23 protein-coding genes and 1 riboswitch are annotated in these 25,356 nt (G+C 67.5%); of the genes, 13 read left to right on the top strand and 10 right to left on the bottom strand.

The features are described from left to right. Positions 1-28 precede the first annotated feature (28 nt). The 3 genes from ilvA to purU all read left to right on the top strand — a co-directional run bounded on the left by ilvA (position 29) and on the right by purU (position 3,015). On the top strand, positions 29-1,267 hold the full coding sequence (gene ilvA, locus GPA22_RS17265) for a threonine ammonia-lyase (protein WP_169257295.1): 1,239 nt from the start codon (positions 29-31) through the stop codon (positions 1,265-1,267). Between the two features lie 241 nt (positions 1,268-1,508). Further along, a complete protein-coding gene (gene thrH / locus GPA22_RS17270; RefSeq protein ID WP_169257296.1) occupies positions 1,509-2,123 on the top strand; it encodes a bifunctional phosphoserine phosphatase/homoserine phosphotransferase ThrH in 615 nt (204 codons plus the stop codon). 4 nt (positions 2,124-2,127) lie between these two features. After that, positions 2,128-3,015: a formyltetrahydrofolate deformylase gene (purU, locus tag GPA22_RS17275; protein ID WP_169257297.1), complete on the top strand. Its 888-nt coding sequence runs from the start codon at positions 2,128-2,130 to the stop codon at positions 3,013-3,015. 87 nt (positions 3,016-3,102) lie between these two features. On the opposite strand, the gene GPA22_RS17280 is transcribed toward purU, so the two are convergent. From GPA22_RS17280 to GPA22_RS17290, 3 genes are read right to left on the bottom strand one after another with little or no spacing between them, the layout of a single operon-like run. Further along, a complete protein-coding gene (locus GPA22_RS17280; protein ID WP_169257298.1) occupies positions 3,103-4,557 on the bottom strand; it encodes an ammonium transporter in 1,455 nt (484 codons plus the stop codon). 10 nt (positions 4,558-4,567) lie between these two features. Continuing rightward, a complete protein-coding gene (gene glnK, locus GPA22_RS17285; RefSeq protein ID WP_169257299.1) occupies positions 4,568-4,906 on the bottom strand; it encodes a P-II family nitrogen regulator in 339 nt (112 codons plus the stop codon). 50 nt (positions 4,907-4,956) lie between these two features. Beyond that, positions 4,957-5,700 carry a TorF family putative porin gene (locus tag GPA22_RS17290; protein ID WP_169257300.1) on the bottom strand — a complete coding sequence of 248 codons (744 nt, stop codon included), beginning with the start codon at positions 5,698-5,700 and terminating at the stop codon, positions 4,957-4,959. Between the two features lie 327 nt (positions 5,701-6,027). Between GPA22_RS17290 and GPA22_RS17295 the strand changes: the two genes are divergently transcribed. From GPA22_RS17295 to GPA22_RS17305, 3 genes are all read left to right on the top strand, one after another. After that, a complete protein-coding gene (locus GPA22_RS17295; RefSeq protein WP_169257301.1) occupies positions 6,028-6,291 on the top strand; it encodes an accessory factor UbiK family protein in 264 nt (87 codons plus the stop codon). A gap of 97 nt (positions 6,292-6,388) precedes the next feature. Then, positions 6,389-7,888 (top strand): YifB family Mg chelatase-like AAA ATPase, encoded by a 1,500-nt coding sequence (locus GPA22_RS17300; protein WP_169257302.1) that lies wholly within the window; start codon positions 6,389-6,391, stop codon positions 7,886-7,888. Positions 7,889-7,967: 79 nt separating this feature from the next. Then, positions 7,968-9,161, top strand: a complete 1,194-nt coding sequence (locus tag GPA22_RS17305) for a multidrug effflux MFS transporter (protein ID WP_169257303.1) — start codon at positions 7,968-7,970, stop codon at positions 9,159-9,161. Between the two features lie 25 nt (positions 9,162-9,186). Here the strand turns inward: GPA22_RS17305 and GPA22_RS17310 are convergent, their stop codons facing one another. From GPA22_RS17310 to GPA22_RS17340, 7 genes are all read right to left on the bottom strand, one after another. Next, complete coding sequence (locus tag GPA22_RS17310; RefSeq protein WP_169257304.1) at positions 9,187-10,188, bottom strand: hypothetical protein; 1,002 nt, start codon at positions 10,186-10,188, stop codon at positions 9,187-9,189. Between the two features lie 190 nt (positions 10,189-10,378). Next, entirely contained in the window at positions 10,379-11,116 is a 738-nt protein-coding gene (locus tag GPA22_RS17315; protein WP_169257305.1) for an ABC transporter ATP-binding protein, read from the bottom strand. Beyond that, complete coding sequence (locus tag GPA22_RS17320) at positions 11,106-11,882, bottom strand: ABC transporter ATP-binding protein (RefSeq protein WP_169257306.1); 777 nt, start codon at positions 11,880-11,882, stop codon at positions 11,106-11,108. The genes GPA22_RS17315 and GPA22_RS17320 overlap by 11 nt, the downstream gene beginning before the upstream one ends. After that, on the bottom strand, positions 11,879-12,979 hold the full coding sequence (locus GPA22_RS17325; protein ID WP_169257307.1) for an ABC transporter permease subunit: 1,101 nt from the start codon (positions 12,977-12,979) through the stop codon (positions 11,879-11,881). The genes GPA22_RS17320 and GPA22_RS17325 overlap by 4 nt, the downstream gene beginning before the upstream one ends. 17 nt (positions 12,980-12,996) lie before the next feature. Next, entirely contained in the window at positions 12,997-13,929 is a 933-nt protein-coding gene (locus GPA22_RS17330) for a branched-chain amino acid ABC transporter permease (RefSeq protein WP_169257308.1), read from the bottom strand. A gap of 273 nt (positions 13,930-14,202) precedes the next feature. Beyond that, complete coding sequence (locus GPA22_RS17335) at positions 14,203-15,318, bottom strand: branched-chain amino acid ABC transporter substrate-binding protein (RefSeq protein ID WP_169257309.1); 1,116 nt, start codon at positions 15,316-15,318, stop codon at positions 14,203-14,205. Positions 15,319-15,852: 534 nt separating this feature from the next. After that, on the bottom strand, positions 15,853-16,965 hold the full coding sequence (locus tag GPA22_RS17340; protein WP_169257310.1) for a branched-chain amino acid ABC transporter substrate-binding protein: 1,113 nt from the start codon (positions 16,963-16,965) through the stop codon (positions 15,853-15,855). A 170-nt stretch (positions 16,966-17,135) separates the two neighbouring features. On the opposite strand from GPA22_RS17340, the gene GPA22_RS17345 reads away from it, so the two are divergent. The 7 genes from GPA22_RS17345 to GPA22_RS17375 all read left to right on the top strand — a co-directional run bounded on the left by GPA22_RS17345 (position 17,136) and on the right by GPA22_RS17375 (position 25,339). After that, entirely contained in the window at positions 17,136-17,621 is a 486-nt protein-coding gene (locus GPA22_RS17345; protein ID WP_169257311.1) for a hypothetical protein, read from the top strand. Positions 17,622-17,626: 5 nt separating this feature from the next. Next, on the top strand, positions 17,627-18,205 hold the full coding sequence (locus GPA22_RS17350) for a hypothetical protein (RefSeq protein WP_425483967.1): 579 nt from the start codon (positions 17,627-17,629) through the stop codon (positions 18,203-18,205). A 70-nt stretch (positions 18,206-18,275) separates the two neighbouring features. Continuing rightward, positions 18,276-19,112 carry an alpha/beta fold hydrolase gene (locus GPA22_RS17355; protein ID WP_169257312.1) on the top strand — a complete coding sequence of 279 codons (837 nt, stop codon included), beginning with the start codon at positions 18,276-18,278 and terminating at the stop codon, positions 19,110-19,112. Between the two features lie 220 nt (positions 19,113-19,332). Continuing rightward, positions 19,333-20,421: a c-type cytochrome gene (locus tag GPA22_RS17360; RefSeq protein ID WP_169257313.1), complete on the top strand. Its 1,089-nt coding sequence runs from the start codon at positions 19,333-19,335 to the stop codon at positions 20,419-20,421. Positions 20,422-20,487: 66 nt separating this feature from the next. Beyond that, positions 20,488-20,562, top strand: a riboswitch (S-adenosyl-L-homocysteine riboswitch). A 74-nt stretch (positions 20,563-20,636) separates the two neighbouring features. After that, on the top strand, positions 20,637-24,371 hold the full coding sequence (gene metH / locus GPA22_RS17365; protein WP_169257314.1) for a methionine synthase: 3,735 nt from the start codon (positions 20,637-20,639) through the stop codon (positions 24,369-24,371). 88 nt (positions 24,372-24,459) lie between these two features. Then, on the top strand, positions 24,460-24,834 hold the full coding sequence (locus GPA22_RS17370) for a hypothetical protein (RefSeq protein WP_246264481.1): 375 nt from the start codon (positions 24,460-24,462) through the stop codon (positions 24,832-24,834). Positions 24,835-24,928: 94 nt separating this feature from the next. Further along, on the top strand, positions 24,929-25,339 hold the full coding sequence (locus GPA22_RS17375; RefSeq protein WP_246264483.1) for a DedA family protein: 411 nt from the start codon (positions 24,929-24,931) through the stop codon (positions 25,337-25,339). Positions 25,340-25,356 lie beyond the last annotated feature (17 nt).

Consider the following 25,356-nt stretch of genomic DNA (forward strand, 5'->3'; position numbering starts at 1 on the left):
CGCAGAGGCCCCGCACCGAGGAGACACGATGCCTGCCACGATCCCGCTGGCCCTGACCGACCTGCTCGCCGCCCGCGAGCGCATCCGCGACGCCCTCCTGCGCACCGTGCAGTGGCAGAACGATCCGCTCTCCGAGGAGCTCGGCGTGCCGCTGCGCCTCAAGCTCGAGAACCTGCAGCGCACCGGCTCGTTCAAGCTGCGCGGCGCCACGCACAAGATCGGCCGCCTGCTGGCCGGCGCCAACCCGCCCACCGGCGTGGTCGCCGCGTCCGCGGGCAACCATGCGCAGGGGGTCGCGCGCGCGGCGGCCCAGTGCGGGCTGCGTGCCGTCGTCTGCATGCCCGCGAACGCCCCGCTCACCAAGATCCAGTCCTGCCGCAGGCTCGGTGCCGACGTGCGCCTCGTCGGCGAGACGCTGGAAGCCGCCACCGACGAGGCCTTGCAGCTGGCGAAGGCCGAAGGGCTCGCCTTCCTCCATCCCTACGACGACTGGGACGTGATCGCCGGGCAGGCGAGCTGCGGCCTGGAGATGCTCGAAGACGCCCCCGACATGACCGTCGCGATCGTGCCGCTGGGCGGCGGCGGGCTGATCGCCGGCATCGCGCTCGCGCTCAAGCTGCAGAACCCGGCTATCCGCGTGATCGGCGTGCAGACCGAGGCGGTCGCGCCGTGGCGCACCTACCTGTGCGACGGCGCGCTGGAAGAGGTGCTGCCCGGCGCGCACACCATCGCCGACGGCATCAAGGTCAAGCGTCCCGGCCAGCTCACGCGCCGCGTCATCGCGCGCTACGTGGACGAGATCGTCACCGTCGACGACAACGCCATCGCCGAGGCCATCGTCACGCTGCTCGAGCGCACGCGCACGATCGGCGAGGGCGCCGGCGTCGTCGGCCTGGCGGCGCTGATGCAGAAGAAGATCGCGCTGCGCCCCGACGACCGCGCGGTGGTCGTGATCTCCGGCGGCAACGTCGACATGACGCTCGTGGGCCGCTCGATCGACTACGGCCTCGCGTCCAGCGGGCGGCTGATGTGCGTCGCGGTGACGATCTCGGACGCGCCGGGGCAGCTGCTCGCGCTGTTGGAGACCGTCGCCGACCTCGGCATGAACGTGCGCCACGTCGAACACCGGCGCGGCGAGCTGCACGTGCCGGTGGGGATGACCGAGGTGATCCTGCAGATGGAGACGCGCGACTTCGAGCACCAGGACGAGTTGCGCCGGCATTTCGCGCAACAGGGGCTGCGCGTGCGCAACCTGCTCGTCAGCTGAGGGGGCGCGGGAAAGAAAAAGCGGGACGACCGGAGTCGTCCCGCGAAACGGCCTCCATCGGGCCAAGGGTTACGCATATAGCCCCAGCATTATAGGGCCATATTCCCCAGACCGCTGCGCGAGCAATTGGTTCCCGATAGATTAAATTTTTTGAACCCGACAACTTCCGCGTGCCGCGGTGGAATCCGCCGCGGCTGCTAGAATCGGCAGTCCGTTTATCCGCCGACACAGGAATATCGCCGTGCAGATCGTCTGTCTCGACCTCGAAGGTGTGCTGGTTCCCGAAATCTGGATCGAATTCGCCGAGCGCACCGGCATCCCGGAGCTGCGCCGCACGACGCGCGACGAGCCGAACTACGACACGCTGATGAAGTACCGGCTCAACATCCTGGCGGAGAGGAAGCTCGGCCTGCCCGACATCCAGGACGTGATCGCCGGCATGGGCCCGATGCCCGGCGCGCGCGACTTCCTCGACGACCTGCGCGCGAGCTACCAGGTCGTCATCCTCTCCGACACCTTCCAGGAATTCGCCAAGCCGCTGATGAAGCAGCTCTGCTGGCCGACGCTGCTGTGCCATTCGCTCGTCGCCAACGCCGAAGGCATGCTGGTCGACTACCGCCTGCGCATGCCCGACCAGAAGCGCGAAGCGGTCAAGCGCTTCAAGGAACTGAACCTCAAGGTCGTCGCGGCGGGCGATTCCTACAACGACACCGCGATGCTCGGCGAGGCCCACGGCGGCATCCTGTTCCACCCGCCGGAGAACGTGATCCGCGAGTTCCCGCAGTTCCCGGTCACGCGCACCTACCCCGAGCTGCGCCGCGAGATCGACCAGGCCTTCGCGCGCGTTGCGGGCTGAGCGCATGCATCGCGAACGCTTCTACACCCTGTCGGCATCCTGCCCCGATCGCGTCGGCCTCGTCGCGCGCGTGTCGGGCTTCGTCGCCGAGCACCGCGGCTGGATCCTCGAGACCTCGCTGCACGCCGAGCCCGCGCGCGCCGACGCAACCGAGGGGGAGGGGATCGGGCGCTACTTCATGCGCGTCGAGATCCGCGCCGATTCGCTGCCTTTCCACCTCGCCGAATTCCGCGAGCGCTTCCGCCCCATCGCCGAGGAACTGGAGATGGACTGGTCGATCACCGATTCCGCGGTGAAGAAGCGCGTCGTCGTGCTGGTGTCGAAGCAGGAACACTGCCTCTACGACCTCCTCGCGCGCTGGCAGTCGAAGGAGCTGGACATCGAGATCCCGTGCGTGATCTCCAACCACGACACCTTCCGCGGCTTCGTCGAGTGGCACGGCATCCCCTTCCACCACGTGCCGGTCGCGCCCGACAACAAGGCCGCGGCCTATGCCGAGGTGCAACGCATCGTCGAGGAAGTGCGCGGCGACACCATCGTCCTCGCGCGCTACATGCAGGTGCTGTCGCCCGAGCTGTGCGCCGCCTACCCGGGGCGCATCATCAACATCCACCACAGCTTCCTGCCCAGCTTCGTCGGCGCGAAACCCTACCACCAGGCCTGGGCGAAGGGCGTGAAGCTGATCGGCGCGACCTGCCACTACGTCACGTCCGAACTCGACCAGGGGCCGATCATCGAGCAGGACGTGATCCGCATCGACCATTCGGATTCGGTCGAGGACATGGTGCGCTACGGCAAGGACATCGAGAAGACCGTGCTCGCGCGCGGCCTGCGCTACCACCTCGAAGGCCGCGTGCTGCAGTACGGCAACAAGACCATCGTGTTCCGCTGACGCCCTGCGATCCAGCCGTGAACGAAAACGGGCGCCCCCGAAGGGGCGCCCGCTGCAGGACCGGACGAGGGAGCGATCCGGCAATGCTCAGATGTGATAGGCCGTCTCGCCGTGCGCGGTGATGTCGAGGCCTTCGCGCTCCTCTTCTTCCGGCACGCGCAGGCCGATCAGCACATCGACGATCTTGTAGGCGACCACCGAGACGACGCCCGACCACAGGATCGCGACGACCACGCCCCAGACCTGGCTGGTGACCTGCGCCGAGGTCGAGAACGGCGCCACCGCGTTGGCGACGTAGTCATACACGCCGACGCCGCCGAGGTCCGGGTTCGCGAACACGCCGGTCAGGATCGCGCCGAGGATGCCGCCCACGCCATGCACGCCGAACACGTCGAGCGCGTCGTCGGCGCCCAGCATGCGCTTGAGGCCATTCACGCCCCACAGGCAGATCACGCCGGCCAGCAGGCCGATCACCAGCGCGCCCATCGGGCCGACCCAGCCGCAGGCCGGGGTGATCGCCACCAGGCCCGACACCGCACCCGAAGCCGCACCCAGCAGCGAGGGCTTGCCCTTCATCAGCCATTCCGCCGTCATCCACGACATCGCCGCCATGCCGGTCGCGACCATCGTGTTGAGGAAGGCGAGCGCGGTGAGGCCGTTGGCTTCGAGGTTGGAGCCGGCGTTGAAGCCGAACCAGCCGATCCACAGCATCGACGCACCGACCATCGTCAGCGTCAGCGAGTGCGGGGCCATCGATTCGCGGCCGTAGCCGATGCGCTTGCCGATCAGGAAGGCACCGACGAGGCCCGCGACCGCGGCGTTGATGTGCACCACGGTGCCGCCGGCGAAGTCGAGCGCGCCCTTCTGGAACAGGAAGCCTGCGGTCGCAGCAGCCGCGTCACCCGCGGCGGCATCCACGTAGGCATCCGGGCCCGCCCAGTACCACACCATGTGCGCCATCGGCAGGTAGGAGAAGGTGAACCACAGCACCATGAACAGCAGCACCGCGGAGAACTTCATGCGCTCGGCGAAGGCGCCCACGATCAGCGCCGGGGTGATCGCCGCGAAGGTCGCCTGGAACACGATGTAGGCGAACTCGGGGATCGCGACGCCCTTGCTGAAGGTCGCGGCCATCGAATCGACCGTCACGCCCTTGAGGAACACCTTCGACAAGCCGCCGATGAACGCGTTGCCCTCGGTGAAGGCGAGGCTGTAGCCGTACACGAACCACAGCACGACCATCAGCGAGAAGATCACGAAGACCTGCATCAGCACCGACAGCATGTTCTTCGAACGCACCAGGCCGCCGTAGAACAGCGCGAGGCCCGGGATCACCATGAAGGCGACCAGCGCGGTGGAGGTCAGCATCCAGGCGGTGTCGCCCTTGTTGACCGTGGGCGCCGGCGCCGCGGCCGCGGGGGCGGCAGCGGCCTCGGCCACCGCGGTGACGGCCTCGGCCGCAGCCGGGGCCTCCTCGGCGGCGGCGAGCCCGGCGAAGCCGAGCGCGAGCACCGCAAGCAGGACAGCAAACAGTTTTTTCATGACGTTCTCCTTACAGCGCATCGGCGCCCGTTTCGCCGGTGCGGATGCGAATGGCCTGTTCGAGGTCGAAGACGAAGATCTTACCGTCGCCGATCTTGCCCGTCGCGGCGGACTTCTCGATCGCCTCGATCACCTGGTCGAGCAGCTCGGTGGCGACGGCGGCCTCGATCTTCACCTTGGGCAGGAAGTCGACGACGTACTCGGCGCCGCGGTACAGCTCGGTGTGACCCTTCTGGCGCCCGAAGCCCTTGACCTCGGTGACGGTGATGCCCTGCACGCCGATCGCCGAGAGTGCCTCGCGCACTTCGTCGAGCTTGAAGGGCTTGATGATGGCGGTGACGAATTTCATGATGGTTTCCTTTCAGTCATGCGGGGCGGGTGCCCCGCGGCAGTGCAGGCTCAGAAGGTCTTGCTGACGCTCACGATGTAGCGGGCGTCGGCGTTGAGGGCGTCCTTGTCCTTCAGGTTGGTGTCGACGTAGTGCAGCCCCAGGGTCACGCCCGCGACGACCTGGCTCACGCCGAGCTTCCAGTCGGTGTAGGAGTCGGCCGGGCCGGCGATCATCTGGCGGCCGACGTGGGCGTTGAGCGTCGTGCCCGGGATCACCTCGTAGGCGGCCGTCAGGTCGAAGTACTGGCTGTTCTTCGAGTCCGGCGTGCCGAACAGGTTGGTCAGCGAGTTCGAGTACTTGAACGACAGGAACTCCCACGACAGGCCGACATAGGCTTCGAGCGTGTTCGGCTTCTTCAGGCCGACCGTGCCGCGCCAGTTCGCATCGAAATCGCCCGGGTAGACGTACTGCAGCAGGCCGACGTCGTAGCCGATGGCGCCGATGGTGCCCTTGTAGCCGCCGTAGATGTCGAGCTCCAGGCTGTTGCCGGAATTCGCGTCGGTACCACGCTCGAGATCGCTCAGCCACGACACGTTCGATCCCCACACGCCGACGTACAGGCCGCTCGGATGGGCGTAATCGAACCCGCCCTGCAGCGCCGGCTTCTCGTCGGTCTGGCTGATGCCGCGGTAGGCATAGTCCGACACCAGGGCGACGTTGGCGGCGATCGGGCTGTCGGCGGCCACGGCCGTGCCGGAGCCGATCAGCGGCAGGGCTGTTGCAACGGCCAGGGCGATGAGGCGCTTGTGCATGGTCTTGCTCCTTGATGGTTGGTGTTTGATAGCTGGCAAGTCCTCCTACGCATGCGCCGTGCCAAGTTGTGTCAAGTGTCGATAAGTAACTGTTACACAAAGGGAACGCTGGGTTTCCGGGGTTTTTCGGAGCGGATTTGTGCACCCGCAGCAGATTCGCGGCGCGATGGAATGCACCGAGTTGGTGCGTTTCTGTCGATATCGTGGTGCATCGCTGCCGACAGCCTCCGCGTGCTCACCGCAATGGGGCACGGCGTGGCGTGCCGGCTGTCGCTCGGCGTCCGTGCTAGACTTTCCGCTTTCCCTTCTGTCATTTGAGGTGCCTTCATGGCAGGTCCCCGCTTCCTCGACGAAATCGGCGCCAAGCTCTCCGAACTGGCTGCCAGCAATCCCGCCAAGGACTTCGAAAAGAACGCCAAGGCCCTGCTCGGCAGCGCCTTCGGCAAGCTCGATCTGGTGACGCGCGAGGAATTCGACGTGCAGCGCGAAGTGCTGGCGCACGCACGCCAGAAGCTCGCCGAACTCGAAGACCGCGTCGCCGCGCTCGAATCCGAGCTCGCGCGCGCCCGCACCGAGCGCGACGGCGAGTAAAGCCGCCTGCCCCCGTTTTCGCGGGGGCTGCCGATCTAACCGTTTGTCATTGTCGGCACCTCCGGTAGACTGCGCGCAGTCCATTCCGGAGGAACCGATGTCGCTGGCTCTCGTACGCACCCGCGCGCTCGCGGGTCTGGGCGCACCCGAGGTGACGGTGGAAGTGCACCTCGCCAACGGTCTGCCGGCCTTCAACCTCGTCGGCCTGCCCGACACCGAGGTGCGCGAAGCGCGCGAGCGCGTGCGCGCCGCGATCGCCACCTCGCAGTTCGAATTCCCGCAGCGCCGCATCACCGTCAATCTCGCTCCGGCCGACCTGCCCAAGGAAGGTGGGCGCTTCGACCTGCCGATCGCGCTGGGCATCCTCGCCGCGTCGGGGCAGGTCGAGGCGGCGGCGCTGGGCGGTCACGAATTCGTCGGTGAGCTGTCGCTCGACGGCAGTCTGCGCCCGGTGCGCGGCGGCCTCGCGATGGCCCTGGAGAGCGGCCGCAGCGGCCGCGCGCTGGTGCTGCCCGCGGCGAATGCCGACGAAGCCGCGCTCGCGCGCGACGCGAGCGTCCTGCCGGCTCAGAGCCTGCTGGCCGTGTGCGCCCACCTCAACGGCCACACGCCGCTCACGCGCCGTCTTCCGCCGCCGGTGGCGGAGGGCAGGGAGGACGAACCGGACCTCGCCGAGGTGAAGGGGCAGCTGCAGGCACGCCGCGCGCTCGAAGTCGCCGCCGCCGGCCAGCATTCGCTGCTGATGTTCGGTCCCCCGGGAACCGGCAAGTCCATGCTCGCGCGCCGCCTGCCGGGGCTCCTGCCGCCGCTCGACGAGGCCGAGGCGATCGAGAGCGCATCGATCCAGTCGCTCGAAGGGGCCTTCGACGCCCGCCGCTGGGGCCGACGCCCCTACCGCGCGCCGCACCATTCCGCCTCGGCCCCCGCGGTGGTCGGCGGCGGCGCCAGTCCGCGGCCCGGCGAGATCAGCCTCGCGCACCACGGGGTGCTGTTCCTCGACGAGCTGCCGGAGTTCGAGCGCCGCGTCCTCGAGGCGCTGCGCGAACCGCTCGAGACCGGCACCGTCACGGTGTCGCGGGCGCGGCAGCGCGCGGAGTTCCCCGCGCGCTTCCAGCTCGTCGCGGCGATGAACCCCTGCCCGTGCGGGCATGCCGGCGACAAGGGCGGGCGCTGCCGCTGCACGCCGGACCAGGTCGCGCGCTACCGCGGGCGGCTCTCCGGCCCGCTGCTCGACCGCATGGACATCGTCATCGAAGTGCCGCTGCTCGATCACGCCGACATGCTCGGGCAGCCCGCCGGCGAACCGAGTGCCGCGGTGCGCGAGCGCGTCACACAGGCGTGGGCCGTGCAGCGCGAGCGTCAGGGGCGCGCCAACAGCCACCTCGCGCCCGGCCGCGTCGATGCGCTGTGCGCGCCCGACGAGCAGGGCAAGGCGCTGCTCGATCACGCGATCCGCCGGCTGAACCTGTCCGCGCGGGGGTATCATCGCATCCTCAAGGTCGCCCGCACGATCGCGGACCTGGCCGGCGCCGAGCGCGTCGGCCCGGCGCATCTGGCCGAGGCGATCCAGTACCGGCGCGGCCTCGATTCCCGCTGACGCGGCCCCGCGCGGGGCCGCCGACGCGGGGCAGGGGCGCACGGCACCAATAACAAGACGCCCCAGAGAAACCCCCTTCATGCCCGCCTCCTCGCCCTGGCTTGCGTTCGTCCTCGCCGCGCTCGCCGCCATCGGCCCGTTCTCCATCGACACCTATCTGCCCGCGTTCGGCGCGATGGGCGAGGCGCTGTCGGCCTCGCCGCTGCAGATCCAGCAGACGCTGACCGCCTACATGGCCACCTTCGCCTTCATGGTGCTGTGGCACGGTGCGCTGGCGGACCATTTCGGCCGCCGGCGCGTGCTGATCGTCGGGACGGCACTGTTCGCGCTCGCCTCGCTGGTGTGCGCGCTGGCGCCGTCGATCGAATGGCTGTGGGCCGGGCGGGCGCTGCAGGGCATGGTCGGCGGTGCGGGCATGGTCGTCGGCCGGGCGGTGATCCGCGACCTGTATGAAGGCGAGCACGCGCAGCGGCTGATGTCGCGCGTGATGCTGATCTTCGGCATCGCCCCGGCGATTGCGCCGATGATCGGCGGGCTGCTGCTCGCGCTGGGCGGCTGGCGGACGATCTTCTTCTTCCTCGCCGTCTTCGGTGCCTGGCTCAGCTTCCTCACCTGGCGCTACCTGCCGGAAACCCTCGCGCACGAGCATCGTCATCCGCTGCACCCGGTGCTGCTCGCCCGCGCCTACCGGCGGGTACTGGGGAGCGCCGCCTTCGTGCTGCTGGCCGGCGCGGTGGCGTTCAACTTCAACGGCTTCTTCCTCTACGTGCTGTCGGCGCCGACCTTCCTGATGAAGCACCTCGGCCTGTCCGCGCAGGAGTTCGGCTGGATGTTCGTCCCGTCGGTGATCGGCATGACCGCGGGATCGGCCCTGTCGGGGCGGGTCGCCGGGCGCTGGCATTCGCGGCGCACGATCGTGGTCGGCTTCGCATTGATGGCAGGCGCGGCGCTCGCGAACGTCCTCGTCGCGTCGCTGATGCCGCCGGGCCTGCCGCAGTCCGTGCTGCCGATCATGCTGTACACCTTCGGCATGGCGCTGTCGATGCCGAGCCTGACGCTGCTCGCGCTGGACCTGTTCCCCACGCACCGCGGGCTGGCGTCGAGCTGCCAGAGCTTCCTGCAGGTCGGCATCAACTCCCTGACCGCCGGCGTGCTCGCGCCGGTGCTGTGGTATTCGCCGCTCACGCTGGCGGCGGGCATGGCGGGCTTCCTGACGCTCGGCGGCATCGGCTTTGTCGCCTGGTGCCGTCGGGCGGTCGGCTGCGTGCGCTGAAGCATGCGTGTGCGGCGGACAATCTCTACGCGACTGGACTTCGGGTGGCAGACAGGTCCGCTACGTCCGTCGGCAATGCCTGAAGGCGGAACTGCACCTTCATAGCGTCCCCGTCTCCTTGCCACTGCCCGCAGTTCAGCAATGCGACCACCCTGTCATGCTCCAGCAGGGGGTGGAATCCCGGGGCAAGGAAGCAGCCGAACAATTCCGTGATACCGGATGATTTCAAGTCCTGGTGGTGCAGGCGCCCCTTGATTCGGGGTGCTTCCTCATCGTCGAACCCGAACCGGCCGCTGAGCAGATCCAGCACGAAGTGAACATAGAAAAGCAGTTCGCTGACAATTCCCATCGGTCGGTTGCGACCCGCTTTCAACTCGAAAATCCACAACCGGTTGCGCTGCTCATCGACCGCCACGAGGTCGATCGCGCTCTTGCCACCCGTAAATACCCGGCTACCCCCGTTTCCGGACACCTTCCCTTCAAATAGGCCCACCGGAAACTGACGTCCCACCCGGTCGGGGCGAAGCCCGAATGTGCGTGCCAGCCAGCCGGATTCAACCAGGTGCTGTTCAAGCAACGATTCGGGCGAATGCTTGCTTGGCTCGTTCTGCGGGTTCTGCGCGGTATTGACCAGGAACCTGCGGGACCCCGGGTTTCGCACCCTGGAGTCGTCCAAAAGCGACCGGCTCCGCTCGTTCACCCTGAACCAGTCGAAAAGCCCCGCGAAGTTGACGACGCGGTACAGGAAACGCTGGTAATGCCCGTTGTTGCGGTCAGCCGGCGGCTCCCAGGCCAATTCCGCGTCGTCGATGCAACCCCAGGCCTTCAAAGCGAGCAGCCAGGCTTCAAATGCTGCTTCGTCGTCCTGCATGTTGCGTGTGACCGCGCTGGATGAAAGCGTCAGAACGACTTTCTTCCCGCTGCCGGAGAACCTGCAATTCGTAGGTAGCCGAATTGAGCGGCGCTTGGCCTGTGCCTGCTGATAAGCGGCACGGAGCGCGGTTTCCAGCAGTAGGGCATCTTGCATCGTCGTTCTCCCGAGAGCGGCGGTAAAGGGCTTGATATGTGTTCGACCTATGATTTGGCAGCGGCTACCGGGGAAACGTGCCTCGTGAAGCCGGCTGATCGGCAGTGGCGGCGATTCCTGCTCCGTAAACGGACGACGGGCGCGTACCCCGAGGTCCGCGCCCGTCTCCGGATTGCGGTGTGGCGCCGCGTCAGGCCGCTTCTTCGCCGAGGTAGGCGGCGCGCACCTTCGGGTTGGTCAGCAGGTCGGCGCCGCTGCCGGTCAGCGTGATCTTGCCCGACTCCATCACGTAGGCGCGCTGCGAGAACTCCAGCGCGAGGTTGGCGTTCTGCTCGACGAGCAGCACCGTCACGCCTTCCTTCGCGACCGACTGCACGACCTCGAAGATCTTCTCCACGACCAGCGGTGCGAGGCCCATCGACGGCTCGTCGAGCAGCAGCAGCTTGGGGCGCGACAGGAGCGCGCGGCCGATCGCGACCATCTGCTGCTCGCCGCCCGACAGCGTGCCGGCGATCTGGTGCAGGCGCTCCTTCACGCGCGGCAGCATCGTGTAGACGCGTTCGAGGTCCTGTTCGATGCCCGCCGTGTCGTTGCGCGTGTAGGCGCCCATGCGCAGGTTCTCTTCGACGGTGAGGCGCGTGAAGATGCCGCGCCCTTCCGGCACCAGCGCGATGCCGCGGCGCAGGCGCCTGTGTGCGGGCAGCACATGGACCTTCTCGCCTGCGTAGTGGATCTCGCCGCCGGCGATCTTCAGGCTGCCGGCGATGGCGTTCAGCGTCGTGGTCTTGCCGGCGCCGTTGGCGCCGATCAGGCTCACGAGCTCGCCGCGGTAGAGCTCGAGGTCGATGCCCTTGACGGCCTTGATGCCGCCGTAGGCGACCTCCATGCCGGCGAGCTGGAGCAGGGGGGAGTTGGGATTAGTGTGCATGCTTCTGGCCTCCGCCGAGGTAGGCGCCGATCACGGCCTCGTTCTTCTGCACCTCGGCCGGAACGTCCTCGGCGATCTTGCGCCCGAAGTCGAGCACGGCGACGCGGTCGCACAGGCCCATCACGAGCTTCACGTCGTGCTCGATCAGCAGCACGGTGATGCCGTCGCCGCGGATCTGCTCGATCAGCGCCTTGAGGTGGACGGTCTCGGTCGCGTTCATGCCTGCGGCCGGTTCGTCGAGGGCCAGCAGCTGCGGCTCGGTGGCGAGCGCGCGTGCAATCTCGAGCCGGCGCTGGTCGCCGTAGGAGAGGTTCTTCGCCGTCGCGGTGGCGAAGCGTTCGATACCCACGTACCTGAGGAGTTCGTACGCGCGTTCGGTGGTCAGGCGTTCCTCTTCGACGGTGTGCTTGTTCTGCGTGAGGATGCCCCACACGCCCGCGCTGGTGCGGATGTGGTGTCCCGCCATGACGTTCTCGAGCGCGGTGAGCTCGCGGAACAGGCGGATGTTCTGGAAAGTGCGCGCGACGCCCTGTGCAACCACGAGATGCGGCTTGCCCGACGGCAGGACCGCGCCGTTGAACACGAACTCGCCGCCGTCGGGCGTGTAGGCGCCCGTCAGCACGTTGAAGAAGGTCGTCTTGCCGGCGCCGTTGGGGCCGATCAGGCCGTACACCTCGCCCTTGCGGATCGTCAGCGACACATCCGAGAGCGCCTGCAGGCCGCCGAAGCGCTTGCCGATGTTGCGGGCTTCGAGCAGGGTGATCATTCGGTCACCCCCTTGGCCTTCAGGTAGCGGATGTGGGAGTACTTGGCGCTGGCCGGGATCAGGCCGGACGGGCGGAGCAGCATCATCAGGATCATTGCGAGCGACAGCAGCAGCATGCGGAGCACTTCGGGGTCGAGCAGCACGTGGCCGAACAGGGCCTGCTGCACCGGTACCGCGAGGTGACGGAGGATTTCGGGCAGCGCGGAGAGGATGATTGCGCCGACGATCGCGCCGGCGATGTTGCCCATGCCGCCGAACACCACCATCGTCAGCACCGCGATCGACTCCATCAGCGAGAACGATTCGGGCGACACGAAGCCCTGGAAGGTGCCGAACAGCACCCCGGACACGCCGCCGAAGGTCGCGCCGAGCGCGAACGCCAGCAGCTTCATGTTGCGCGTGTTGATGCCGATCGCCTTGGCGGCGAGCTCGTCGTCGCGCATCGCGGCCCACGCGCGGCCGACGCGCGAGATCTGCAGGCGCTGGATGAAGATGATCGAGCCGACCACGCACAGCAGGAAGAAGTAGTAGTAGAGGAACAGCGAGTTGATCGACAGCTCCTCGGTGACCTGGATGTTGCGCGAGAGGTCCCAGCCGAACAGCACGACCGGGTCGAGCGCGTTGATCCCCTGCGGCCCGTTCGTGATGTTGATCGGGTAGTTCAGGTTGTTCATGAAGATGCGCACGATCTCGCCGAAACCCAGCGTCACGATCGCGAGATAGTCGCCCCGCAATCGCAGCACCGGGAAGCCGAGCGTGATGCCGGCGGTCGCCGCGAAGCACGCCGCCAGCGGCAGCACGATCCAGATCGGCAGGTGCACGTCGAAGTGCGGCGACGCGAGGAAGGCCGCGGTGTAGGCGCCCACCGCGTAGAACGCGATGTAGCCGAGGTCGAGCAGGCCGGCGAAGCCGACGACGAGGTTGAGGCCCAGCGCCAGCAGGATGTAGAGCAGCGCGAAATCCAGCACGCGCACCCAGGTGCGGCCGAAGGCCATCGCGACCAGCGGCGCGGCGATCGCGATCGCGATCACGAGCCAGCGCGCGGCGAGCGGGTTGCGTTTGCCGAGCCAGGGAATGGCCAATGCGAGTTCATTCATCTGTGCATACTCCCGCGTCAGGCCCGGTCGGAGACGCGTTCACCCAGCAGGCCGGTAGGCTTGAAGATGAGCACGAGGCCGAGAATCATGAAGGCGAAGATGTCCTGGTAGGACGAATTGAGGAAGCCGAAGGTCAGGTGCTCGATGTAGCCGGCGCCGAAGGATTCGACCAGGCCCAGCACGATGCCGCCCAGCATGGCGCCGCCGAGGTTGCCGATGCCGCCCAGGACCGCAGCGGTGAAGGCTTTCAGGCCGGGCATGAAGCCCATGCCGTAGTGCGCGATGCCGTAGTTGCTCGCGAACATCACGCCGGCGACCGCCGCGAGCGCCGCACCGATCACGAAGGTGAGCGCGATGATCATGTTGGTGTCGACGCCCATCAGCGCCGCGACGCGATGGTTCTCGGCGGTCGCGCGCATCGCGCGGCCGAGCTTGGTCTTGGTCACCAGCAGCACGAGGCCGGCCATCATCAGGGCCGAGACGACGATGATCGTGATCTGGATCGGCGTGATGAACACGCCTTCGATCGGCTGGATCGGCGTCGTCGAGATCAGCTGCGGGAAGGTGTGGTAGTTGCGGCCCCAGATGATCATCGCCAGGGTCTGCAGCAGGAAGGACACGCCGATCGCGGTGATCAGCGGCGCGAGGCGCGGCGCGTTGCGCAGCGGACGGTAGGCGAGGCGCTCCATCGTGAAGGCGAGCAGCATGCACACCGGGATCGCGACGAGCAACGACAGGGACAGCATCGCGATCGGCGACATGCCGGGGGCGACCCCCATCAGGAACATCATGGTCTGAAGCGCGGTGAGCGCGCCGACCATCACGAGATCACCGTGGGCGAAGTTGATCAGGCCCAGGATGCCGTAAACCATCGTGTAACCCAGCGCGACCAGCGCATACACGCTGCCGACGACGAGACCGTTCACGATCTGTTGAAGAAAGATTTCCATGTTTACCCTCGGGATGTCGGGTGCGGGCCGCACAGGGATGGATCAAGCGGGGCGGTCGTCGTGGGGCCGGTACGCCGTTCGGACGCGGAATTCGCGCGCGCGGATCGCGGGCGCAGCGGGCTCGGCGCAGGTGTGTTCGCCGGACCGCGGAAGAACTGAAGATACATCGGGTTACATGTCGCGTGGTTCATAAAAAAGGGGGTGCGACCGTGCTGCGTGATCGCAACCCCCGCTTCGGGTCATCCAGACTGGAGGGCCTGAATAACGCCAGCCTTACATCGGCGCCCAGGTTCCGGACTTGAACTGGTACAGCGTGATGGCGCCGTCCTTGATGTCGCCCAGGTCGTCGAAGGCCACCGTGCCGGTCACGCCGGGGAAGTTGCTCTTCTTCAGCTCGGGCAGGTACTTGGCCGGCTCGACCGAGTTGGCCGCCTGCATCGCCTTGATCATCGCCATCGCCGCATCGTAGGCGTACGGCGAGTAGATCTGCACGTCGGCATTGAAGCGTGCCTTGTAGCGGTTGCGGAACTCCGTGCCGCCCGGCATCTTCTCGAGCGGCAGGCCCGCCATCGAGCAGTAGGCATTGGCGCCGATCGCATCGCCGGCGAGCTTGATCATCTCGGGGCTGCAGCCGCCGTCGCCGGTGACGAACTTGGCTTCGACGCCCAGTTGCTTGAGCTGGCGCAGCATCGGGCCGCCCTGCGCGTCCATGCCGCCGAAGAAGATCACGTCGGGCTTGGCGCCGCGGATCTTGGTCAGGATCGCGTTGAAGTCGGTCGCCTTGTCGGTCGTGAATTCGCGCGCGACGATCTTGCCGCCGCCCGCCTTCACGGCCTTCTCGGTCTCGTCGGCGAGGCCCTGGCCGTACGCGGTGCGGTCGTCGATGATCGCGACGGTCTTCGCCGCGAGCGAGCCGACGATGAACTTGCCGAGCACGCTGCCCTGCTGCACGTCGTTGGCGATCGTGCGGAACACGGCCTTGTAGCCCTGGCGCGTGAGCGTCGGGTTGGTCGCCGAGGGCGAGATCATCGGCACGCCGGCCTGGTTGTAGATGCGCGAGGCCGGGATCGTGGTGCCCGAGTTCAGGTGGCCGACGACGCCCTTCACGCCCGCATCGACGAGACGCTGGGCGACGGTGGTGCCGGTGCGCGGGTCGGCCTGGTCGTCCTCGCCCATCAGCTCGAACTTGACCTTCTTGCCGGCGATGGTGACGCCTTTGGCATTGGCGTCCTCGATGGCGAGACGTGCGCCGTTTTCGTTGTCCTTGCCGAGGTGGGAGATGGTGCCGGTCAGCGGTGCGACGCTGCCGAGCTTGACCACCATTTCCTGCGCCTGGGCGGCGGACAGGCCGATTGCCATGATCGCGAGTGCGACGACGGTTTGCTTCATGTTTCTCCTCCAGCGAGATCGATTCGTGAGATTGAGAGCCCGAACGACACTTCCGGCCTTCGTGAGCGCCAAAGGGCCGCCGGGGTGCTGCACGTGATGCCGCTTCTCCATTCGCCCCCGACTATCACCTTATGCAAAGGTCCCGGGGGGCTGAAAAGTCCGCGTATTCTGCCCAAAAAAGGGCCGGGATGCGCAAATTGCAACAGAGATATGATGGATTGCGCCTTCTGCATCGCAGCAACGGGCCCCGCGTGTCCGCCCATGTCGATGGCGGGAGGATGGTGCGGATGTCAAGGATCGTTGGCTGGTGCGGGTTTCGAACGGGTCGGCGTGCATTCATACGCATGATGCATCGCACAATCCATGCCAGATTGTGGATTACCCTAATGCCAAACGTGGATACACAGCGGCAGCCCGGGAATCGGCGGATCGCGGCCTGCGCGGCAACAAAAAGGGGCGCCGCAGCGCCCCGATCCGGTTCGTTCCCGCCGCCCGCCGCACGCCTGTGGTGCGCGGCGGGCGTGTTGTACATGCTCAGTTGAGCGCTTCCCACTTGCCGCCCTTGAACTGGTACAGCGTCACGCCGGCGTCGAGGACGTCGCCGTTCTTGTCGAAGGCGATCTTGCCGGTGACGCCCTGCATGTTGAGCTTCTGCAGTGCCGGCAGGTACTTGGCCGGTTCGACCGAGCCGGCGGCCTTCATCGCCTCGATCAGCGCCATTGCGGCGTCGTAGTTGTAGGGCGCGTAGAGCTGCACTTCGCCCTTGTAGACTTCCTTGAAGCGCTTGTTGAAAGCCGCGCCGCCCGGCATCTTGTCCATCGGGATGCCGGCCTGGGTGCAGTAGGTGTCGCCGCTGAGTGCGTCGCCCGCGAGCGTGATCATCCCGCCGGTGCAGGTGCCGTCGCCGCCGAGGAACTTCGCGGCCATGCCGAGCTGCCGCATCTGGCGCAGCATCGGCGCGGACTGCGCGTCCATGCCGCCGAAGAACACGGCGTCGGGCTGTTTGGTCTTGATCTTGGTGAGGATCGCGGTGAAGTCGGTGGCCTTGTCGGTCGTGAATTCGCGGCCCACGATCTGGATGCCTTCCTTCTTCAGGCTTTCGGCGAACGCATCGGCGAGGCCCTGGCCGTAGGCGGTGCGGTCGTCGATGATCGCGACCTTCTTCGCGCCGAGCTTGTTGGCGTACTTGGCCATCGCCGCGCCCTGCTGCAGGTCGTTGGCGATGACGCGGAAGGTGACCTTGTAGCCCTGCTGCGTGAGCTTCGGGCTGGTCGACGACGGGGTGATGACCGGCACGCCGGCCTGCTCGTAGATGCGCGAGGCGGGGATCGACGCACCGGAGGTGACGTGGCCGACCACGCCCTTGACGCCGGCATCGGTCAGGCGCTGCGCGACGGTGGTGGCGGTGCGCGGGTCGGCCTGATCGTCTTCGCTGACGAGCTCGAACTTGACCTTCTGGCCGCCGATGGCGATGCCCTTGGCGTTGGCGTCTTCGATCGCGAGGCGCACGCCGTTCTCGCCGTCCTTGCCGATGTGGGCGATCGGGCCGGTGAGCGGGCCGGCGTGGCCGATCTTGACGACCGTCTGGGCGTGGGCGGCCGACAGGCCGGCGGTGACGAGGGCGAGGGCGATCAGGGTCTTCTTCATGAACCGTTCTCCGAAGCGTTGTATGCGGACTGGCCGGTTCGCGATTGTGCCGCGCCCCGACATGGGGCGATTCTAGCCCAGGCCCGCCGCGGGCCGACATAATGTGTTGCATTTGCGCGCGTTTGCCGGCAGTCCCGGCGCCGCGTTCCCCAGTGAGGAGAATCGTCCCGATGAAGCGCCTGTTCACCGTGTTGTGCAGCCTCCTCGCCGCGCTCGGGCTCGCGGCCTGCGATCACTTCAACCTGAAGGAACTGGAGCCGGGCGTCTCGACGGCCGCCGACGTGCGCCAGCGCTTCGGCCCGCCACAGATGGAGTGGTACAACGATGACGGTTCGGTGACCTGGGAGTATTCGCGCCAGCCCATGGGCACGGAGTGCTTCATGATGACCATCGGTGCCGACAGCGTGCTGCGCAGGGTGGACCAGGTGCTGAACGAAAACAGCTTCGCACGTATCCAACGGGGCATGAGCGGGGACGAGGTGCGGCGCATCCTCGGGGCGCCGGGAACGCGCGAGCGTTTCGACCTGGCGAAGGAAACGGTGTGGGGCTGGCGCGTCGGCAAGGAGGCGTCGGGCGACCCGGTGTTCTTCCTGGTGCATTTCAACGACGACGGCCGCGTCGCACGCACGAGCCGCTTCGTCGAACTGCGAGGCTGACACAAGTGAAGCAGGGACAGGCAGTCGTGAAGTGGCTGCGCATCGCGGTGTTGCTCGCGCTCGCGGCGCTGGTAGCGGGCTGTGGGCAGATGGGCGGGATGCGTCCGCTGGCGACCGAGGCCGAGGCCATCGCCGCGCACGGCAACCCGGTGCGGCGCTGGGACAACGACGACGGCACGCACACGCTGGAATACTCGAACCAGCCCTACGGCCACGTCACGCTGATGGTGACCGTCGACCCGTCGGGCAAAGTGTTGCGCCAGGAAAACGCGCTGGCGTTCGAGAACCTCGTCCGCGTCGCGCCGGGCATGACGCGCGAAGAGGTGTCGCGCCTGCTCGGGTCGCACCGCACGGTCGAGTTCTATCGGCTGAGCGGCGAAGAGGTGTGGGACTGGAACATCGAGAACGACGGCCCCGGCATCTACACGTATTTCAACGTGCACTTCGTCGACGGCAAGGTCGCGCGCACGAGCCGTACCTACATCTTTAGCCCCAGCGGCCCGGTGATGGGCCTGCGGAGCGGTTTCCCGGCATTTCCGCATGCCCCGATGCGCTCCATGGGTCTGCACATGATGCCCCGCTGATCCGCGCCCGCCTTCCGCCGCCTTCGCAGCTTATACTGCGCTGCAGCACAGACTGTCAGCGGGTATTGCGATGATCCATTTTCGGGCCGACGACGGCGAGCACATCCACGTGAAGATCGATGGCGAGGGGCCGCCGCTCGTGTTGCTGCACGGCTGGACCGCGAGCCACCGCGACTGGAATCCCTTCGTCGAGGCCTTCGCCGCGCGCCACCGCGTGTATCGTTGGGATGCGCGCGGGCACGGCGGTCACGCGCTGCAGGCGCACTCCCCGGTGAGCGCCGCGCGCATGGCGCGCGACCTCGAGGAGATGCTCGAGCACTGGAAGCTGCGCGACGCGATCGTCATCGGCCATTCGATGGGGGCGCTGACGCTGTGGCAGTACATCCGTGACTTCGGCTGCGCCCGCCTGCGCAAGCTCGTCATCATCGACCAGTCGCCGCGCATCCTCACCGACATGCACTGGCGCTGGGGCATCTACGGCGACTTCGACCAGGCGCGCAATGCGGCCTTCGTGCGCGAGCTGCAGCAGGACTTCGCCGAAGGCGTGCTGGGCCTCGTCGGCCGCAGCCTCAACGAGCGTGCGCGGCGCAAGTACCGGGAGAACGGCGAGGGCATGGAGCTCGCGCGCCAGCGCCTGCGCGCGATGGCGCCGCAGCCGCTGATCGACTGCTGGTCCAGCCTCGCCGCGGCCGACTACCGCGACGTGCTGGAGAAGATCGACGTTCCCTCGCTGCTGGTCTACGGCGGTGCGAGCAACTTCTACCACACGCGCACTGCCCACTACGTGCGCGACAACATCCCCAACGCGCTGCTGCACATCTACGAGGACGTCGACCACGCGCCGCACCTGTGGCTGCGCGAGCGTTTCGTGAAGGACGTGCTCGATTTCATCGACGGCGGGGACTGAAGCCGGCTGCGCCCCGCGCGTCGCTCGCGGCATGCCGATCGCTCTAGCATGGAATTATGCGGTTGTCGATAATGCGATTCATCTAGTCGACCACTCCATCCTCTGAATGTTGTCCCCCGGGGCGGGCGCGTAGCCTGCGCGAGTACATAGGACAGTACTCATGCCGCGGCCGGCGCAGCGGGCCGCGGCTCCCGCGTTCGACAACCGGAGGAAAGCCGACATGTCACATCGCACCCTGCGCGTCCTTTTCGGGCTCGCGTTCAGCGCCGCGGCCGCCGCCGCGCTCGCCGGCAGCGGGACCGACCCCGCCGCTTACAACGCCTTCTACGCGCCCGCCTACCAGATTCCCGATCCCGCATTGATGAGCCCGGCGGCCGCGCGCGGCAAGGACATCTTCCGTTCCACCTACCGCTACCTCGGCGCCGAGAGCGGGAATTTCGCCGCGAATGGCAAGCCCTATGTCGGCAACAAGCTCGCCTGCGGCAATTGCCACATGGACGAGGGCACGCGCCCGTATGCGGTGCCGCTCGTCGTCGCGGCGATCGAGTATGCGACGCCGCAGTTCAGCGCGCGCGAGAACGTCGCCCGCGATCTGCCGATCCGCATCAACGGTTGCTTCGAGCGTTCCCTCGCGGGCGAAATGATCCCGACCGACAGCGAATGGATGAAGGATCTGATCGCCTATGTCGAATTCCTGGCGACCGGACTGCAGCCCGGCTACACGTGGCAGCAGGTGCGGGGCCAGGAGACCCGCAAGCCGGCCGCCCTGTCGCGGGCCGCCAGTCCGGCGCGCGGCGCCAACATCTACACCGAGCGCTGCCGCAGCTGTCACCAGGAAGACGGCTCGGGGGTGTGGCGCGACGACGAGCAGCGCTTCCGCTATCCCGCGCTGTGGGGGGCAAACAGCCACGGGCTGATGGCCGGCATGGGGCGGCTCCAGACCGCGGCGGCGTTCGTCTACAGCAACATGCCGCACGACAAGGTGAATGCGCTGGATCCGACCACGCTGATGGCCGCCGAGGACGCGTGGGACGTCACCGCCTACCTGCTGTCGCTGCCGCGCCCCTTCAATCCGCGCCACATCACGCAGGACTGGGCCGGCGTCGGACCCGACGGAGTGCCGAACGCCCTCAAGCGCGCGGTCGACGCGAGCTACGACTTCACCATGCCCCGCAAGGACGCCGCCGGCGCGTGGTCGATCGATCCCGCCAATCCGCCCGCCTTCCCGCGCAGCCAGCACATGTACGGGCCGTTCCAGCCGATCACGGACGCCCTCACCCAGGCGCGCCAGGCGCTCGGATACCGCTGAACCGGCGCGAACTGCTGTAATTCCCGCCGGCTTGGCACCGGCGGGGAATTTCCCTAAAATTACCGGATTGCCGAGGAGCGCTGCGACCCGTGGACCAAGTCCGGGCCAGGCTCGGCAACCGAACAACGGCGCTCGCAAACCACCAGCCGGGTTTGCTGCGCCGTTTTTCTTTGCAGCGTCTGCCCGGTGTCTGAACCGCACGACCGAGGTAGACCATGCAAGCCGACTGCAGCCAAGAACTCCGCGACCTTCTCGCCCGCCGCATCCTGATTCTTGACGGCGCGATGGGGACGATGATCCAGCAGCACAAGCTGGGCGAGTCGGACTACCGCGGCGAGCGCTTCAAGTCCCACCCGAAGGACCTCAAGGGCAACAACGACCTGCTGGTGCTCACTCGCCCCGAGGTCGTCGCCGGCATCCACCGCGCCTACCTCGATGCCGGCGCGGACATCATCGAGACCAACACCTTCAACGGCACGCGCGTGTCGCAGGCCGAGTACGGGCTGGCGGAGCTCGCGTACGAGATCAACGTCGCCGGCGCGCGCCTCGTGCGCGAGCTGTGCGACGAATACACCGTGAAGGATCCGGCCAAGCCGCGCTATTGCGCCGGCGTGCTCGGCCCGACCTCGCGCACGCTGTCGATCTCGCCCGACGTGAACGACCCCGGCTTCCGCAACATCAGCTTCGATGCGCTGGTCGATGACTACTACGACTCCGCGCGCGGCCTCCTCGAAGGCGGCGCGGACCTGCTGCTGATCGAGACGATCTTCGACACGCTGAACGCGAAGGCCGCGGTGTTCGCGGTCGAGAAGCTGTTCGACGAGACCTCGCGTCGCGTGCCGGTGATGATTTCCGGCACGATCACCGACGCGTCGGGGCGCACGCTTTCCGGCCAGACCGCGGAAGCCTTCTGGAACTCGCTCGCGCACGCGCGGCCGATCTCCTTCGGCCTCAACTGCGCGCTCGGTGCGAAGGAACTGCGCCAGTACGTCGAGGAGCTGTCGCACGTGTGCGACACCCACGTCTCCGCGCACCCGAACGCCGGCCTGCCGAATCCGCTGTCGCCGACCGGCTACGACGAGACGCCCGAAGCGCTCGCGGGCGCGATCCGCGAATGGGCCGAAGCCGGCCTCGTGAACATCGTCGGCGGCTGCTGCGGCACGACCCCGGCGCACATCGCGGCGATCGCGCAGGCGGTTGCCGACGTCGCGCCGCGCGCGGTGCCGGAAGTCGAGAAGAAGCTGCGCCTGTCCGGCCTCGAACCTTTCAACGTCGGCGCCGACAGCCTGTTCGTCAACGTCGGCGAGCGCACCAACGTCACCGGCTCCAAGGCCTTCGCGCGCATGATCCTCGAAGGCCGCTTCGACGACGCGCTGGCGGTCGCGCGCCAGCAGGTCGAGAACGGCGCCCAGGTCATCGACATCAACATGGACGAGGCGATGCTCGACTCGATGGCGGCGATGGAGCGCTTCCTCAAGCTCATCGCGTCCGAGCCGGACATCTCGCGCGTGCCCATCATGCTCGACTCGTCGAAGTGGAGCGTGATGGAGGCGGGCCTCAAGTGCATCCAGGGCAAAGGCGTCGTCAACTCGATCTCGATGAAGGAAGGCGAGGCCGAGTTCCTGCGCCAGGCGCGCCTGTGCCGCCGCTACGGCGCCGCGGTGATCGTGATGGCCTTCGACGAGAAGGGCCAGGCCGACACCTACCAGCGCAAGACCGAGATCTGCAAGCGCGCCTACGATCTGCTGGTCGGGATCGGCTTTCCGCCCGAAGACATCATCTTCGACCCGAACATCTTCGCGATCGCGACCGGCATCGAGGAGCACGACAACTACGCCGTCGACTTCATCAACGCCGTCGCGTGGATCAAGCAGAACCTGCCGTACGCGAAGACTTCGGGCGGCGTGTCGAACGTGTCCTTCAGCTTCCGCGGCAACGACCCGGTGCGCGAGGCGATCCACACGGTGTTCCTGTACCACGCGATCAAGGCCGGCATGGCGATGGGCATCGTCAACGCCGGCATGCTGGGCGTGTACGACGATCTCGAACCCGCGCTGCGCGACAAGGTCGAGGACGTCGTGCTGAACCGCCACCCGGGTGCGGGCGAGGCGCTGGTCGAGTTCGCCCAATCGGTGAAGGAAGGCAAGGCGAAGAATACCGGACCGGACCTCGCGTGGCGCGAGTGGTCGGTCGAGGAGCGCCTGTCGCATGCGCTCGTGAAGGGCATCACCGACTTCGTCGTCGCCGACACCGAGGAAGTGCGCGCGAAGCTCGAAGCCGAAGGGCGCCCGCCGCTCGCGGTGATCGAGGGCCCGCTGATGGCCGGCATGAACGTGGTCGGCGATCTCTTCGGCGCGGGCAAGATGTTCCTGCCGCAGGTCGTCAAATCCGCACGCGTGATGAAGCAGGCGGTCGCGCACCTGATTCCCTTCATCGAAGCCGAGAAGCTCAGGACTGGCGCGACCTCCAAGGGCCGCATCGTCGTCGCGACCGTGAAGGGCGACGTGCACGACATCGGCAAGAACATCGTCGGCGTCGTGCTGGGCTGCAACGGCTACGAAGTGATCGACCTCGGCGTGATGGTGCCCGCCGAGAAGATCCTCAATGCCGCGCGCGAGCATGGCGCGCAGGCGATCGGCCTGTCGGGCCTGATCACGCCCTCGCTGGAGGAGATGAGCCACGTCGCGGCCGAGATGCAGCGCCAGGGCTTCGAGGTGCCGCTCTTAATCGGCGGCGCGACGACGAGCCGCGCGCACACCGCGATCAAGATTGCGCCGCACTACGGCCAGCCGGTCGTGTATGTGCCGGACGCCTCGCGCGCGGTCGGCGTCGTCACGGCGCTCCTGTCCGAAGGCGGTGCGGCCGACTTCAAGGCGCAGCTCGCCGCCGACTACGACAAGATCCGCGCGCAGCACGCGAACAAGAAGGGCGTGCAGCTCGTGAGCCTGGAGGCCGCGCGCGCGAACGCCTTCCGCACCGACTGGTCGTCGGAGCCGGTCGCCGCGTGCAGCAACAGCCACCAGGCGGGCTACCAGCCCTACGTGCCGCCGAAGCCGAACACCCTGGGGGTGCAGGCGCTCGCGGTGCCGCTCGCCGAACTCGTCGACTTCATCGACTGGGGCCCCTTCTTCCAGACCTGGGACCTCGCCGGCAGCTTCCCGAAGATCCTCGACGACGAGGTGGTCGGCGAGACGGCGCGCAACGTCTTCAAGGACGGCCAGGGGATGCTCGCGAAGATTGTCGCCGAGGGCTGGCTCGAGGCGCGCGCGGTGTTCGGCCTCTTCCCGGCGAACAGCGTCGGCGACGACATCGCGTTCTATGCCGACGAGTCGCGCGCCGCCACCGTTGGCGTGTGGCACGGCCTGCGCCAGCAGCATGAGCGCCCGTCGGACAGGCCGCATTACTGCCTGTCCGACTTCGTCGCGCCGAAGGAGTCCGGCGTTGCCGACTACGCCGGCGCCTTCGCCGTGACGGCCGGGCTCGGCATCGAACGGAAGCTCGCCGAGTTCGAGGCGACGCACGACGACTACCACGCGATCATGCTGAAGAGCCTCGCCGATCGTCTCGCAGAAGCCTGCGCCGAGTGGCTGCATGCGCGCGTGAGGAAGGAGTTCTGGGGCTACGCGGCCGACGAATCCCTCGACAACGACGCGCTGATCCGCGAGGACTACCGCGGCATCCGTCCGGCGCCGGGCTACCCGGCCTGCCCGGACCACACTGCGAAGGGTGGGCTCTTCGCGCTGCTCGATGCGACGAAGAATACCGGCATGACGCTGACGGAATCCTTCGCGATGAGCCCGGCGGCCGCGGTCAGCGGCTTCTACCTCGCACACCCCGAGGCGCGCTATTTCGCGATCCCGAAGATCGGCCGCGACCAGCTCGAGGACTGGGCGAAACGCACCGGCATGACCGTCGAGCAGGCCGCGCGCTGGCTCGCACCGCTGCTGTGACGCCGGGTTACGCCCGCTTACCGTGCGGACGGTGGGCGTGATGTAAGCTGCGATGGTTAATGGGCAGCACGTCGAGAGGAGAGACCAGATGATGCCGACACGCATCCTATCCGGCCGGCCTCGCAAGCCGGCTTCCATCCTGCGCCTCGTTGCGGCGGGCGCAATCGCGCTGGTGCCGCTGTCCGCCGCGGCGCAGCAGTCGAACAACGGCACGACGACGGCCGAGGGCGTCGGTCACGGCATCGGCTCGACGATGCACGAGATCGGCACCGGCGCCCGCGACGCCGGGCGCGAGATCGGCCACGGCGCCGCGAATGTCGGTCGCCAGGTCGGGCATACGGCGCGCGACGCGGCGGTCGTGACCTGGGACGCGATGAAGCGCACCGGCACCGCGGTCGGCCACACGGTGCGCGATGGCAGCAAGGCCTTCGTGCGCGGACTGAAGGGCGAGCCGGAACGCTGAGTCGTTCATACCGTTGCGCAGAGCCACGATTTTCGCGAGAGAATCGTGGCTCTGTTCATTTGGGGCTCCCGGCGGCGACGCGCGGGGCGGGGTGATGGATCTCAGCCAGATCACCGAAGCGATCCAGCGCGATGCCGTATGGGTCGTGTTCGTCAACGTGCTGTTGCAGCAGCTGGGCCTGCCGGTGCCGGCGGTGCCGACGCTGCTCGTCGCCGGCAGCCTCGCCGCGGGTTCCGGGCAGGCGGGCGCGATGCTCGTCGCGGCGGTGTGCGCGTCGGTGGTCGCGGACTGGCTGTGGTACCTCGCCGGACGCCTGTTCGGCTATCGCGTGCTGTCCGGCCTGTGCCGGCTGTCGATCAATCCGGCGTCCTGCGTGACGCAGACCGAGGCGCGCTTCGTGCGCTGGGGCTTGTGGTCGCTGGTCGTCGCGAAGTTCGTGCCGGGCTTCTCGACCGTCGCGCCGCCGATTGCGGGCTCGCTGCGCCTGTCTCTTATACACATCTGACGCTGCCGACGACGGAG

The organism is Aromatoleum toluvorans (assembly GCF_012910905.1).
Lineage (GTDB): Bacteria > Pseudomonadota > Gammaproteobacteria > Burkholderiales > Rhodocyclaceae > Aromatoleum > Aromatoleum toluvorans.